Here is a 14633-nt window from a genome sequence, read left to right on the forward strand (position 1 = left end):
ATATGAATACAACTGAAATTCCATTTAATTGTGGAGTTATTTACAAATATCTTGATCACAAGTCTTTTTATAAAAATTTGTTTGGTCTCTTGGATCAAGAGACTTTGGAGAAATATGAGACATCAGTATTAGTTTTACTGTTAGGAGTTAACACACATCTTTCAGAGTTCTATCTAACTGATTTTAATGGAGATTATCAGTCTCTTTTTGATCAAGGGAAATATGAATATAATCCTCCTGATGCAAAAAATAAATTTTATTTAATAATTACTGAACAGGTTTTATGGATCTTTTTTCAGAAAAGTGGTGAATTTTCACATCTCAAAAAAAATATTGAAATGGTATTTGAAAATTCAATCTCTCCTATAAAAGTAACTAACAAGCGATTTATCAATTTTCTTTTTAAAGAAAAGTATAGTGAAAATTTAATGGATGTGACAATTGAAGGTCTAGATTTTTTAGATAACCTAGAATCAGAGTTATATAGCGGATCCTTTATAAACGATAGTGATATATATGATGAAATTATGAATTTAAATCATTTAGAGATTATACATGCTAAATTCCAACCATCAAATTTTAATGCAATGGTTACTTTCAGATATCCAAATATAATTGAATTTAGTAAGCATATTAAATCAAATGTACAAACCGAATTGATTATTTCTTTATCAAATCAAATAAGAAAATATGCAAAACAGCGGAGAGAATAAATGAAGACATTACATATATCTAAGGAAGTAAATGAAATTTTAATTGAATTTCATAATGATGATCATCAGCCTTGGAAAAAGGATGAAGGTATAATCATTAATTTTACCGTACCTATTTATCATAGCAATCAAAAAGTTTTATTCCAAAAAATGGGTGAATACAAAAGGGATTTTGAATGGATAATTATAGAAGGAAACTATTATTATATAAATCTTGGTTTATTAAAGGAGTCACATTCAGAGTTTAATGATACTAGTTGGTTGAAAGGTATTATAAAAGTAGCTCCTCTCTTTGATACCGATATAAAAACAGGATTTCCTACAATAAGTTTTCACATATTAAAGGAGGATATTATTTTGAACTTTCCACAAAAGATTTTTTTGAGTCACAAGGGCATAGATAAACCAGTTGTACGTGAATATTATAGTTTATTAAAAGAACTTGGTTTTGATCCATGGCTGGACGAAGATGCAATGGCTGCGGGTGAAGCGCTTCATAGAGCATTGTTAAAGGGGATGCAAGACTCTTGTGCAGCAGTATTCTTTGTTACCCCTAATTATGTTGATGATGGTTTTTTGGAGCAAGAGATCGATTATGCGATAACAGAGAAAATGAAAAAAAGAGAGAAATTTTCAATTATTACACTAGCACTTCCTGAAAAAGAGGGGGAAAGAGGAGAGATACCAGAAATGTTAAAGAGGTATGTTTGGAAGACTCCTGAAAGTCATTTAGAAGCTTTTAGAGAAATAATTAGGGCATTACCTATAACTAGTGGTGTAAAAACATGGAGAAATGATATTTAAATTATAAGGAGTGGTTAGATTACCCCATAATTTAAGAGGTAGTCGCACTTCTGTTAAAAACACTCCACACATTCAGAGTGTTTTTAACAAATGGTCAAATTGGTAACACAAATATAAATACTTGCCCTCACAAAATTAATTTTAAGATTCGTAGTCAAAAATGTAGTCAAACATTTTTAACAATAGCTAAAAAACTCGCAAGCTGTTGTTTGTCCGGAATGTTGAAACTGAATACAGTGTTGAAATTGGTAGCATTAAATATGAAGACATATTTAAATTAAGAAATGAAATGAACATCAAAAGGGGATACGTTAATGTTTTATCGGAAGTGTAAAGCCATCAAAGAATTTATTACAGTTAATGAAGGGTGAATAAAAATAAGTAAATTTAAAATACTGAAAAACTATTAAATCAGTGTTTCAGTATTTTAAATTAGGTTACATTATTCTGCCTCTTTCTAAAAAACCGCCAAATATGTTATCTCGATGATATTCGAGGTTTGGTGGTGAAGGTCGGAAAAAATCTGTTTCTGGAATGAAAATTTGACGACCGTTAAAAGAATGAAGATACTCACTTTCCACCTCAGGATGAACTTGGATCGTATAATCTTCATTAATTGTGAAGCATCCAACATCGAAAGCCCAATGCATATCGCGGTTCATTAAAATACCATTGTTCGGCGTGTATAAACCATTATGACTACGAGGGTGTATATGAGCAGCTTGTAGGTTATGGAAGTTTCCAGAACGAATTACTTGATTAGTTATTGCACAGCGACCTCGATATGCTACTTGAACAAAATTTCGGAACATTGTTTGGTTATTAAATAAATCTTCTATAGAACGCCCACTGTTATTTGAACGTGTAGTAATTCTTGAAGAAACATCTATGGCTGTATTTTCGTTAAATTCCTCCATATTTTGATCTCGGTTATCAGCTGTTGGGTGTAGGATATTATGTATTGCTCGTTCGACTTCTTCTATTTCATCTTCTAGAACACCGTAACCACCACGTATTGGATAGTTAGTTATACATTCGTCGAGATATTGATACAATCTACTTGAACGATTCTTTTCTAAATATGAAAAGTAAACTGTTTCAGATTCTTCAACACCATCGACATTTGTAATAAGTACATGTGGCTTTAAAACTAAAATGTCATTTGCTTCAAAATAATATGTATCTCCTTCTAAAGCGCGATTTAAGTAAATGCGATATTCATCACGAGGCTGTCCACCATTACCACCACCGTGGTATTTATCATTATTGTAGACAAAAGTACAATAATTTCGTTCAAAACGGTCTTTATATAAAGGAATAATTGTTAGGATTCGATAATCATTTAAAACTGTTTGTGAAAGGTGTGGAAGGCTACTTAAAAATTCATTGCTTTTAGGCATCATTAAATAGCGTCCTCTTGAAGGTCTTGGACTTTCGGTTGTAATACTGCCTAGTTCTTGGTGTCCTAATCGTTTTAACAGGTATGTCATTTAAACACGTCCTTTCTAGTTATAATTAAATAATATTATAAAAGTCTCTATAATTCCAATTTATTGGTATTATAGAGACTATGAAATAATTTTAGGTTAAAATATTAAGTAATGCGCTAGCTAATTTAGCTGAAAATTTCGGTGGTACAGCGTTGCCAATCATTTTGTAATTATCCCCCGTACTTGAAATAAATTCGTAATTGTCTGGGAATGTTTGAAGTCGTGCAGCTTCACGAACAGTGATTGATCGTGCTTGAGTAGAATCTGGGTGTATATGACGTAGTCCATCTTTATATAAATGTGCTGGAATAGTATTACTGGCCTCATTCCATCGTAAAACATGATACTTATGCACATTAGATTGGCGTCCGGTCATTTCTGTATATAATTGTCGTAATGCCTCGGTATTAGTATACTCATTACGCCCGGTTTCGATATCCTCAGCTAAAATACGGAAAATTTGAATATCCCGTTCACTATGGAAACGAGGGAAATGGTTTGGTACATCAAAATTATACGTGTGTGAAGTATTTTTTCCGTTTACTCTTTGTACTGTTCCAGTAGGAATGAAATGTGGCAGGTCGCCAATAGCATCTCTTACAGTACGTAATTCTTCACGATATTGAGGCATGATATTCTGATAAAAACTATGCAAGATATCTTGATATCCTTCATATAAATCCCGGCGTAATCCGATGATAATTACACGTTTACGATTTTGGGGAACTCCGTACTGTGTAAGATCAAATTGTGCCGCATGTAAATCATCTATTATTTCATATCCTGAATTTTGAATTTCTTCACGGATCAAATCAGTGACAAGTGCACCGTTACCAGGGCGAGCGCTCAAAATACCAGGTACATTTTCAAAAACAAATAGTTGAGGTTGATAATGACGTACAAGACGCATATAACTTTCGAATAGAAAATTCCTATAATCATCACGCATACCATTATTGTCTCGAATACGACCAGCAATAGAATAAGCTTGGCATGGTGGTCCTCCAATGATTAAATCTACATTATCACCGTTCACTAAATTATCTAAACCTTGATGTGAACCATATTCAGGGTCTTCTTCCCAACCATTAATTAATTCTTCAGTGCGTTGGACATCAAAACGAATTACTCTTTCGTCAGCATCTTCCATTCCGTAATTATTCCTAAGATGGTTTCGTAAATTAATTACTTGAGGTTTTTCCCATTCAACTGAAGCTAACATATTATATTCAGGATTTTGCTCAAAACCTTCAGAAAGCCCTCCGCAACCTGCAAAAATATCAATAAAATTCATTATATATAAGCTCCTTATTTCAAGTAATCTTTTAGTTTTTTCCCGAGTTCATATCCAAGCAAAGGTGGTACAGCATTTCCTACTTGGCGATATTGTTGAGTCTTATTACCATAAAACCTAAAATCATCTGGGAATGACTGTAGTCGAGCGTTTTCCCTAACACTTGGAACGCGATTGAATTCATAATGGAAGTGATTACGGTGCCCGGTATCAATAGTTTTTGAAGGTCTGTCTCTATGATAGCGTGTCCAAGCTTCATTAAATTTACGACTATCACCAACACCTGGCGGAAGATCTTTGTGATTTCCACCTTCGGGTACTTGCGATATTACTTCAATAACATGGTCTGTATGTTTGGTACCTACATGATTGTATAGAAATTTAGATTTTTTTCTCATCATTTTTTGATATTTAGATTTAGGCTCACTATGATACTCGCTGACTTCTTCTCCCATATCAACGGGGGTAAAGTCATGAAGGTCGCTTATTGCCTCACCAGTTGTTACATATTTATCTGGGGTAAGTATTGGCTCGGGGAATTCAAATTCCTGGCCATCTAAAAGTCCGATAAAAAACAAACGTTTACGGATTTGTGGCACACCATAATCAGGTGCATATAGTATTTGATCTCTCACTGTATAGCCTAATTTTGAAAATTCTTCGATAATAGCTTGGCGTGCGTTGCCATCGTATAATGTCGCTAATCCAGGCACATTTTCTAATAGAAAAGCTTTAGGTTGGAAAAATTCTACTGCATGGACCATAGCATTGAATAAACGGTTTCGTTCATCATTTTCGATCCGACTACCTGTTAATGAAAACCCTTGGCATGGTGGTCCACCAATAATTAAATCTACTTCTCTATTATTTATAGCGCTAGCCATTTCTAAAATAGTAGAACCTTTAAATAAGTCACCATTCATACTTACTGCACCATCATGGTTAGCTTTAAAACTTTTTAGAGCATCATCATTATTATCTATACCTAATAATACTTCATATCCTGCGTCCATGAAGCCTCTAGATAAACCTCCACAGCCACAGAACATGTCAATAACTGTAGGTTTTTTTTTCTTCATATATTATTTCAACTCCAAAACTTCTAATTTAACATATAATTGTTGATTGGCACTGTTTTTATTAACAACTTCAACAATAGACTGTAGTTGTCCATTTTTAACTTCGTTTAAAAAAAGTGACCCTAATGTTCTTCTTTCACCAATTCCTAATCTATTCCATTGGTAACCTTTAAATAGGTCCTTAACAAGAAATTCTTCTCCAACATGTAGTTGTGAAATTTCAAAAATGGCCTGTTTCAAACAATCCATAAAACCCCTCTTTTCCATAAACATAAGCTTATGCATATGGTACAGTTATTTTACAATAAAGTAAATAGGTTATAGGAATATACGTTCTTGTTTGTTTATGAAATAGGTTTTAATCTCTCTAAGGTGTAAGCCTTAAAGGGCCTGTTTGCATTTTAATTATTCATAAAATTCAAGATTTTTTCTAGAAGGTCATTTCGGCTATTACTTGAAACGTGAGCATAGATATTGATTGTAGTTTGAATATCGTTGCGTCCAAGTCGATCTTGAACCTCTTTTAATGTACGACCTGCTTCAAATAATAAGCTACAGTGCGTATGACGTAGTCCATGCGTGGTGATTTGTTTTAGGTTGTATTTTTTTGAATAGCTTTTATCCAGACAATAGATTTTGTTGGATTGATAGGAATTTACACGATTATTAAATACTATTTGTTTTTTACCTCGGTGGGTTAATCCAACAATTTTAATTCATTTTTTTGTTTTAGATTGTTTTAGATATAAGCCGTTTTTTCTCGAGAAATAGCTTTATTAATTGTAATTAAATTTTGTCGAAATCAATATCCTCTCAATTTAATGCAACAGTTTCTCCTTTTCGAATTCCGGTAAATGAAAGTAAATTAAAAAAAGTGATTTTCATGTAATTGCTCTCTAAATCTAGGGGTTTTAAGAATTTTTTTAATACTTCTTGTGTGTAGTAGTTTTCATGGTCATTTTGTTCAGACATATTTACTTGTTTCCGAGGAATCTTAACAGGTTTCATTGGATTATCTAAGATTATAAATTTAAAGTCACCGCAAAATCTAAAACTAAGCTTGTATAAGACTTGATTTGAGATGTTTTCGAAATTTTTGAAGTAATATCAAAAATGAATTCTTGGCACAAAAGGGTATTGATTTTATCGATTTTGTATTTACCTAGTGCAGGGAGTATATGATTTTTAAAAAGTTGTGAAGTTTTAAGGAATGTACTTTGCTCAACTTGTGTTTCATAAACCTTAACCCATAAGTGAAAAATATCTTCAAATGTTTCAGTTTGTCTCCTTATTCTTTCACCCTTTTCGAATTCTTGTAGAATCCGTCTATATTCTTTTTTCGCTTCGGCTATAGAATGAAAACCTTGACGGGTAGTCTTCACCTTTTTGCCAGTCAAAGTATTTAACTCCTAAATAAGCTTGGAATTTAAATAGAGTCTTACCGTTTTTTTGATAAGGTACTATTTTAGGAGCTTTTCTCATATCAGTTCTTCTCCCACTAAGAGTAGCTACTTTTTATAGCGCTATTAATTCTAAATTAACATATTGTGTCGCAGTACATTTCTGAAAAAATGACAAAATGTTATTTAGAAATTGATTTGTTAGTGAAAGTAAAGTGAGTAGTAGGGAGTAAATAAATTGTTTCATGAAAGGTGCAAAAATTATGTTCTATGATGAATTTCAGAAGCAGTTAGAAAAAGAAATTGATGGCATACTGCTAGAACGATTAGATGTGTTAGTTAGTGAGTGGTTATCCAATAATCCATTAGTTTTGTCGACTGAAAAAGAATGGATGAATAAAAAGGAAGCTGCTAAGTATGTTGGAGTTGCTAATGAAACATTCACAAGATTTATTGAAGATGATTTAAGGGTTGTTCGGATAAATGGTGTGATGAGGATTTCAAAAGCAGATATTGATAAGTATTTAGAATCGAAAAAATAAAAAGCAAATTATTTACTCTCTAATAATTAGAATCTAGTTGCTTCTATATAATAACCATAGGCTTTTGTAATTTTAGGTGGTTCAAAGTATTGATAATACTAGATTCTTCTCATAATTAGGTGATAAGAATGATAGTTATTCCAATTAATTTAATTAATCTTAATGATAGAAGAATTTTTACAACAGAAAATGGTATAGTGATGGGCTATAAAAAAGTTGTATCCCTTGATACAGTGCATAATAATATAAAATTCCCTAAGGCGTTAATCTTATATTTAATTGAAAAGTACAAGCCTCTTTGGAAAATGCAACATATTGGGAATGGTTATTATAATTATTACTTACACATCTGTTTAAAAATCTATCCGTACAACATACATATTACTAATTGTCAAATACAATTACAGCAACAACTATTAAGACCATTAGCAATTAATGACTTAACTAATCTTAAACAATCTTTTAAACTTTCCCCCTCCTAGGATGAGGGAGAAACTAACTTTAATGGTGAGACTACTAGCGAAGAAACCAATCATGGAAGGTCTTTAGCTCGTTCTAGTGACAACGTTTTTAATCTATTGCATTTGCCTTTATCAGAAGAGGAAAGGACTAGCAGTAACGGAGATACATACATCGAAGGAGCCACCTTAGGTAACGGTGTTTTGGAATTTATCGATGAAGACTATTTGGCACTATATAAATCTAATGAAAATATTCAAATTGTAACAGATATGTTTAAGTTTATATTTAAGTGCGCTCCAAGTAATTATTTTATTCGAAGAGTAGATATCGCATTTGATTATTTAATGCCTTACAGTAAATCAATATTTATGAATACAAATCTAAACCAGAAAAGAGAAGTCTTTGAATCTACTTACTCTATAGGGAGTTCGAAGAATTCCAAAAGAAAGGAACTATCGAGTCACTATGATCGTTCTTTTAAGGTTAGGGATACGGTATATTCCAATCGGGCAGAAGTTGAATATTTTTTTAATAAAGATGATTCAATGCAATTTTATGAATTCCATCATTCCGAGATAAATAAACGATTAAATAATTGTTTTCTTAAAGGAATCAATCAGAAGAAACTATGATTAATTGTACTGAATTAATCAAATTTCAAAAGTATGTAATGGACATTAACAAATATGAGTATGCACGTTATGGTTGAAACGGCTGAAAGAATAAGTATCTCTTGTGCTTGCCAGTGTGGATCTGAAACGTTAGCATGCTACTTTCCTACAATACCGCTACTGCGTTACCATACTTTTTCACAGTAAACGGGGGGATTCTCCGTCCTCCCATCCTAGCAAATAATCTTTAGAATTACTCTCTCCATGTCCTACAGAATCATTGACAATTCTCCCACTTCTGTTTATTTCCGTAGAAGTTATCGAGATCATCAAACGAAGCTTTGAAGATATTTAAATTATAGTCATTCACCTCCACCGTACCCTGAATGAATCCGAGCATGTCATCTGAGACGTTAGAAGCATCCTCAGCCCATTCGTTTACCACTTTGTATACTTCTTTGTCATAAGCCGTCGTATGGGCCATAAGGATCGATGTAGCTAAGTTCTGTGTGATGCCGTTGTAAGCGCTAATTGCATTATCGAAATTTAGTAATCCATCTTCATTAAGCGCTACACGTTTAAAAGCTAGGTAATTCGAATACATTTCGTCTAAAGCTATTGCGTTTTCAGGTGATAGACAGGATTTATCAGTATCGGGCTTGTGTATCACCTCAACTGCTTCTACCTCTTCGGTTTCTACAATCTCTGCATTTTCACCTTCAGCGCTCAAACTTTTTTGTTTGGTCTTTGTAAGATAACTATCGTTTGATACGAGATAATTTATAACTATAATACCCATCACTATAATAGATGTTAAAATTGCAATTATTACTTTGTAAACGTTATTCTTTTCCATTGTCAATAACCTCCGAATTATGCGTTAAAATATAACCAAGATTTGTTTCTCCTTCAGCACACATCGTCGCTGGCATTATAAGTGCAACTGACAATTCTATAATGCATTGCTTATAGAAGCATAGTGAGAGAAATACCTTCCATGATTATCATATTATGTAAATAGTTTGGAGGCAAATTAGATTTTGTTGATAAGTAAATAGATTTAAACTACAACCATTTGGAATGTTATACATGATAAAGATTAAGTCCTAATCAACTTAATGGAATCTACTTTTGTATATTCGAGAGATGATATATTTGAAGTAATTAATAAAGGGAGAGGGTACTTTGAAAGGCTATGGATGGAAATTGCGAATACATAATTAGCGGAACTGATTAAGTATGATACAAGATGATGTTGAAATATTAGAGGGATGATAAAAGAGTATGAAAATGCGTTAGTGTAAATTGCTAACAGTGTAAAATTCACATCCTGAATGCCGCTTTCTATCGTGAAATAGATGCTTGAGAAATATCTGATTTTTGATCAAGATCGCTCATACTTAAATCTTTTTCTTTGCTTAAAGAATGTACTAACTATCCTATTTGAGAGTTATTCATATATGGTATTTCTGTATTTCAACTCCAAATTAAATATCCTCATGCCCTAGAGGGAAAGACGTTAAGTGTCTTTCTCTCTTTTTTTAGAAAATCAATACTAATCATCAAGGGCAATAGTGCAAATGCTTGCTAGCTTTTATATTGTATATCGCTCCATTAAAGAATTTAATTCACGATTTAATTCCGTTAGTTTTTCAGCAGCATGAGCTACATCAGTAATTGCTTTAATGTGTTCATCGATGGAAGAAGCAATTTCCTGTACGGAAGCGGCCGTCTGTTCTGATACGCTGGACGCACTTTCGATTCCTTCACTCATCAACTTATTATAGGAGGTCATCACGTCCATTTCTTTATTAACGGCTAATATGGATTCTACAATTTGTTTAACAGAATCAGACATCTGATTGAATTTACTTTGTGTTAGGACTACATCATCATTTAACTTTTTAGCAGTTTCCATTGTTCCTTCTACAGTTTCAACTGTTTTAGTCGTTTCTGAAACAATGGATGAAACCACTCCTTGTACTTGGTGGGTGGCCATTTTCGATTGTTCGGCTAGTTTTCTTATTTCATCGGCAACCACTGAGAATCCCCTACCATATTCACCTGCTCTTGCAGCTTCAATACTCGCATTTAAAGCTAGTAAATTGGTTTGCTCTGCGATTGTTTCAATTGTTTCCATTACCTGTGTGATTTGATTTATTTGATCATTTAATTTTTTAATTTCATCACTGACTTCTTGTGAGGCTGCTAGTGAAATAGTATTGGACTGTTGTAATTGTTGTACTATTTCAATTCCCTCGGATGATATTTTTTCTGCATGTTTTGTAATGTCGTACATAACTTTACTTTGTTTTTCCGTGGTTTCTATAGAATTTGATAATAGCTCTACTGTTTGGTTTATGTTGTCCAAATCATTGGCTTGTTCCTGTGTACCCGTAGCAATTTCAGTAATGGCTCTACCAACTTCGTCACTACTAGCAGATGTTTCTTCTGAAACGGCTGATAAGTTAGTTGCTGAATCCAATAAATGTTCACTTGTATTTTTAGTCTTTTCGACGAGCGTGCGTAATTGCTGTGACATTTTATTAAAAGCGGTCGCAAGTTGTCCAATTTCGTCATTTGATTCAGGTAGATGGGTAACCATTATATGACCATTAGAAATTTTTGTTGCGGCTTCAGCTACTTCTTGTAAAGTATTTAATTTCTTCCGAATACCTAAATAAAACACCAGTGAGCTTAAAATAATAAGTACGACTGTTGCACCAAAAATAATATATTGTAAAATGTTTAACCCTTCATAAAATTCATCTTGAAAGACAGCAATTCCAATAGTCCAACCCCAGGGCTCAAAATATTCAGTATAGGCTGTTTTATCTTTAAAAGAACCATCTGGCTGTTTATCAGAGTAAACGACATAGCGATCTGATTCATTTTTGGACTTGCCGCCTGCAATGATTTTTTCGCGATTACTTCTGTTAAGGTCATCGGCAGGAGCTCCACCGATTTTAGAAGGATGGAGTTGTAACACTAAATCCTCGTCAAAAGCTAATATATAGCCATTCTCTTTGTAAGTAAAATTGGATTTTTGATAATCATACTCTCCCATCTCATTGACGGGTCCATTTAGAAGAATTCTCGCTTGTTCTTTTCCTTCTTCTAGCGTTATTTTTCCACTTTCCACTTCTTCATTAATCAACTCTATTGAAGTATAGGCCCCTTTGACAATGCTTTGGAGTTCTCGTTGACCTGATTCTAAGAGCTGATCTTTGGCAACAAAATAGCTTGTTGAGCCGATAATCACAACTGTTACAAGTATAATAATTGTGATTAGTAGCATTAACTTCCCTGAGATGCTTCGTAACCGTAAATTTTTCTTCATCATTTGCTTCCTCCCACAACTATATATAGGTATATTTCGACAGTAATCTTCATAATTCAATGGTATCGAAATTATTTTTTATATGAGGCTAATTGTCTTGCAAATGTCTATTCATTCATTCATTCATCAATCTTTTATAGATTGACATATTAATATACTGTTGAAATGCCGTTTTCTAATTCAAACTAGAGTATTGTTAAGCGTTCGATACTATATAGAAGATTCTCACTGGTTAGTTTTATCTTTAAGGAAAATAGGCTGTAGCGGGAATACATTTGCTATTGCGAATGAAGGTTATATATGTAAGGTTAGGCGGCACACCAATACAGTAAAAATGTATACATCAGCAAAATAAGGTATATTATATTAGTTGAATAGATTTTCTTTAAGACAGGAAAAGTAGGTGAACCAAAGTGGGAAAATATCAATTGGATACTAAGGGTAAGGCGGCTGTGACGAAGTATCATGAGAAACACAAGCCTGCCCAATTTGATAAAAAGCAGCAACTTGAGAAAATACGTGCAGAGTATTTGAAAAAGAAGCAAGAACAAACTGATCAATAATATGTATGGAAACATAGGGAGGTTAAAATCTCCTTATGTTTTTTTTCAATTGTTCGTAGAGTTTATTTTTCGGTTATCTATTCCTCGTTAATTGATTACACACGCCCCAGCATTTCTAATTTGTTCATACTCCGTTCATATTGTTGTCATAGGGAGGACATCTTCATTTTGTAAGCTATCCTAAACGGTTTGCGGAAGTGGCCGGATAAGATGTTAATGATGAAATGGAGGAGTGGCACGAGCTATTAAGGCGGTCTGCACTGGCAGTTTTATAATCTCGTGCAAATAGAATGAAAAAAACGATAACTATTATAGGTAAAATCATAGCGGGTTTAGTGATAGCGCTAGTACTCTTTTTATTGATTGTGTTCGTAGTTAATATTGTCTGCAACAAAATGGAGCAAGGAAAAATAGAATCATATGGTCAGTCTGTAACAGTAGATGGGAAAAATTTGAATGTTTTCATTCAGGGCGAGGGCGAGGAAACGGTCGTGCTTTTACCTGGTTATGGAACGGCGGCACCAGGACTTGATTTTCAACCTTTAGTAGATGAACTATCTCCATTTTACAAGGTTGTTGTTGTGGAGCCCTTTGGTTATGGATTAAGTGATTCAACTGACAAGGAACGGAGTACCAAAAATATAGTTAGTGAAGTACATGAAGCATTACAGCAGCTTCAGATTGAACAGTATATTTTAATGGGTCACTCAATTTCGGGTCTTTATGGACTGGATTATGTGAATACCTATTCAAATGAAGTGAGTGCATTTGTTGGGCTCGATAGCAGTGTTCCGTCAATTAGCGAGAAAAAGATTGGTTCTTCTATTATTAGAACTATAAAGTTTCTTAAACAATCAGGTTTAGCTCGATTGCAGGTGAAGCTAGGTGATGACCCATATGCTGACCTATCGTATGATGAAAAAACAAAGGGACAATTGAGAATGCTTAAGCATAAGAACATGTATAATTCTACTCAGTTAAATGAGGCTGAAATGATGTATGAAAATTTTAAAGCAGCTGAAAGTTTGTCATTCCCCAAAAATCTACCTGTTATTTTCTTTATTCAAGCGGATCATCCAGTCACTGACAGGTGGGTACCCGAGCATCATAAGCAAATAAAAGATTCTGTCTATGGGCAAGTGGTGACATTTGATGGGGATCATTATTTATATCGTACTAAGGCAAACGAAATCGTTGAAGGCTTAAGAGAATTTATGAAAGAGGTCAGATAAATTGTGAGTTCATCTGAAAATGAGACGAGTCAGCTAAGTGATGAAAAACCGCCCATTTGGACGGTTTTTTCACTTTTTAACTAAAAATTTTTACAGCCGAGCTAGTGCCTATTCTTGAGGCTCCTGCATCTATCATTAATTGAATATCTTCCAAGTTACTTACACCGCCTGATGCTTTTACGCCAACATTTGGTCCGACTGCTTTTCTCATGATAGCAACGTCTTTAGCAGTTGCGCCGTGCAGTGAAAAGCCTGTGGAGGTTTTAAGGTAGTCGGCGCCAGCTTTTACGGATAATTCGCATGCACGAATTTTTTCTTCATCCGTTAATAGACAGGCTTCTATAATCACTTTGACTAGCGCTTTCCCTTTTGCAGCGTTTACCACCATTGCAATCTCTTTTTCCACAAGCATATTGTTTTTGTTATTTTTCAATTCTGCAATATTTAATACTACATCAATTTCTGTAGCCCCGTTACCAATGGCATTTAAAGTCTCAAAAACCTTTACTTCCGTCGTGTTTGCACCTAATGGAAATCCTATTACTGTGCATATATTCACATCCGAATCACGTAATAGTTCTGCAGATAAGCTTACCCATGTAGGATTCACGCATACAGATGCGAAGCCATATTGTCTTGCTTCTTGGCATAATTGAATGATTTCTTTTTCTGTCGTATTAGGTGAAAGTAAGGTGTGGTCTATTAATTTTGCATAGTCCATAAATATATCATCTCCGGCATCAAAATATGTTTCCCTACTAAAAAGCTCTGTGGGGATGTTCAGCTACCCACATGACTTATATTAAAGGGTTTCATATTTTTTAGACCATCCAGTTTAGTAGATTTTTCGCCATCCATTATAATTCAACATATGGTTTAGGACTTTGGGTGTTTTCGAGTTCAAATTCTCGACATTAAACATGGTCCATATAGTTCAAACATTTAGCTAGTAGCTGGGTGCGATTCGTTACTTGAAATTTTCGATAGAGGTTTTGAAGATGTTTTTTAATTGTATTTTCACTGACGATTAATTGCTGGGCTATTTCTACATTTTTCAGACCCTTGGAAACAAAATTCAGCACTTCTCTTTCTCGTGCTGTCAT

General features: G+C 33.7%; 16 protein-coding genes. 6 read left to right on the forward strand and 10 right to left on the reverse strand.

What is annotated here, in order from left to right; all coding sequences use genetic code 11:
* Positions 1-2 precede the first annotated feature (2 nt).
* Together KVT27_RS15325 and KVT27_RS15330 are read left to right on the forward strand one after the other, a co-directional pair.
* Complete coding sequence (locus KVT27_RS15325) at positions 3-713, forward strand: hypothetical protein (protein WP_217581563.1); 711 nt, start codon at positions 3-5, stop codon at positions 711-713.
* Entirely contained in the window at positions 714-1517 is an 804-nt protein-coding gene (locus KVT27_RS15330; protein ID WP_217581564.1) for a toll/interleukin-1 receptor domain-containing protein, read from the forward strand.
* Between the two features lie 437 nt (positions 1518-1954).
* Here the strand turns inward: KVT27_RS15330 and KVT27_RS15335 are convergent, their stop codons facing one another.
* The 6 genes from KVT27_RS15335 to KVT27_RS15360 form a co-directional block, all read right to left on the reverse strand.
* Positions 1955-3007: an HNH endonuclease gene (locus tag KVT27_RS15335; protein WP_217581565.1), complete on the reverse strand. Its 1053-nt coding sequence runs from the start codon at positions 3005-3007 to the stop codon at positions 1955-1957.
* Positions 3008-3098: 91 nt separating this feature from the next.
* Positions 3099-4301 carry a DNA cytosine methyltransferase gene (locus KVT27_RS15340; protein ID WP_217581566.1) on the reverse strand — a complete coding sequence of 401 codons (1203 nt, stop codon included), beginning with the start codon at positions 4299-4301 and terminating at the stop codon, positions 3099-3101.
* A 14-nt stretch (positions 4302-4315) separates the two neighbouring features.
* On the reverse strand, positions 4316-5380 hold the full coding sequence (locus tag KVT27_RS15345) for a DNA cytosine methyltransferase (protein ID WP_217581567.1): 1065 nt from the start codon (positions 5378-5380) through the stop codon (positions 4316-4318).
* 3 nt (positions 5381-5383) lie between these two features.
* Positions 5384-5629 (reverse strand): single-stranded DNA-binding protein, encoded by a 246-nt coding sequence (locus KVT27_RS15350; RefSeq protein ID WP_217581568.1) that lies wholly within the window; start codon positions 5627-5629, stop codon positions 5384-5386.
* Positions 5630-5781: 152 nt separating this feature from the next.
* Positions 5782-6096, reverse strand: a complete 315-nt coding sequence (locus KVT27_RS15355; protein ID WP_217581621.1) for a tyrosine-type recombinase/integrase — start codon at positions 6094-6096, stop codon at positions 5782-5784.
* Positions 6097-6402: 306 nt separating this feature from the next.
* The gene (locus KVT27_RS15360; RefSeq protein WP_217581569.1) at positions 6403-6777 is read right to left on the reverse strand and encodes an N-terminal phage integrase SAM-like domain-containing protein; all 375 of its coding nucleotides are present in this window, start codon (positions 6775-6777) and stop codon (positions 6403-6405) included.
* Between the two features lie 248 nt (positions 6778-7025).
* Here KVT27_RS15360 and KVT27_RS15365 point away from each other — a divergent pair, with 248 nt between their 5' ends.
* Positions 7026-7322 (forward strand): excisionase family DNA-binding protein, encoded by a 297-nt coding sequence (locus KVT27_RS15365; RefSeq protein ID WP_217581570.1) that lies wholly within the window; start codon positions 7026-7028, stop codon positions 7320-7322.
* Between the two features lie 584 nt (positions 7323-7906).
* Entirely contained in the window at positions 7907-8416 is a 510-nt protein-coding gene (locus KVT27_RS15370) for a hypothetical protein (RefSeq protein ID WP_217581571.1), read from the forward strand.
* 256 nt (positions 8417-8672) lie between these two features.
* On the opposite strand, the gene KVT27_RS15375 is transcribed toward KVT27_RS15370, so the two are convergent.
* Entirely contained in the window at positions 8673-9251 is a 579-nt protein-coding gene (locus tag KVT27_RS15375) for a hypothetical protein (RefSeq protein ID WP_217581572.1), read from the reverse strand.
* Between the two features lie 738 nt (positions 9252-9989).
* A complete protein-coding gene (locus tag KVT27_RS15380; RefSeq protein ID WP_254636164.1) occupies positions 9990-11735 on the reverse strand; it encodes a methyl-accepting chemotaxis protein in 1746 nt (581 codons plus the stop codon).
* A gap of 413 nt (positions 11736-12148) precedes the next feature.
* Between KVT27_RS15380 and KVT27_RS15385 the strand changes: the two genes are divergently transcribed.
* Positions 12149-12298 (forward strand): hypothetical protein, encoded by a 150-nt coding sequence (locus KVT27_RS15385; RefSeq protein ID WP_217581574.1) that lies wholly within the window; start codon positions 12149-12151, stop codon positions 12296-12298.
* Between the two features lie 290 nt (positions 12299-12588).
* Positions 12589-13530 carry an alpha/beta fold hydrolase gene (locus KVT27_RS15390; protein ID WP_217581575.1) on the forward strand — a complete coding sequence of 314 codons (942 nt, stop codon included), beginning with the start codon at positions 12589-12591 and terminating at the stop codon, positions 13528-13530.
* Between the two features lie 76 nt (positions 13531-13606).
* On the opposite strand, the gene deoC is transcribed toward KVT27_RS15390, so the two are convergent.
* Both deoC and KVT27_RS26730 read right to left on the reverse strand, forming a co-directional pair.
* Positions 13607-14251 carry a deoxyribose-phosphate aldolase gene (gene deoC, locus KVT27_RS15395; protein WP_217581576.1) on the reverse strand — a complete coding sequence of 215 codons (645 nt, stop codon included), beginning with the start codon at positions 14249-14251 and terminating at the stop codon, positions 13607-13609.
* Positions 14252-14444: 193 nt separating this feature from the next.
* Positions 14445-14633, reverse strand: coding sequence for a response regulator transcription factor (locus KVT27_RS26730; protein ID WP_254636165.1), 189 nt, complete (start codon positions 14631-14633; stop codon positions 14445-14447).

Origin of the sequence: Lysinibacillus sp. GbtcB16 (assembly GCF_019091145.1) — a bacterium.
Lineage (GTDB): Bacteria > Bacillota > Bacilli > Bacillales_A > Planococcaceae > Lysinibacillus > Lysinibacillus fusiformis.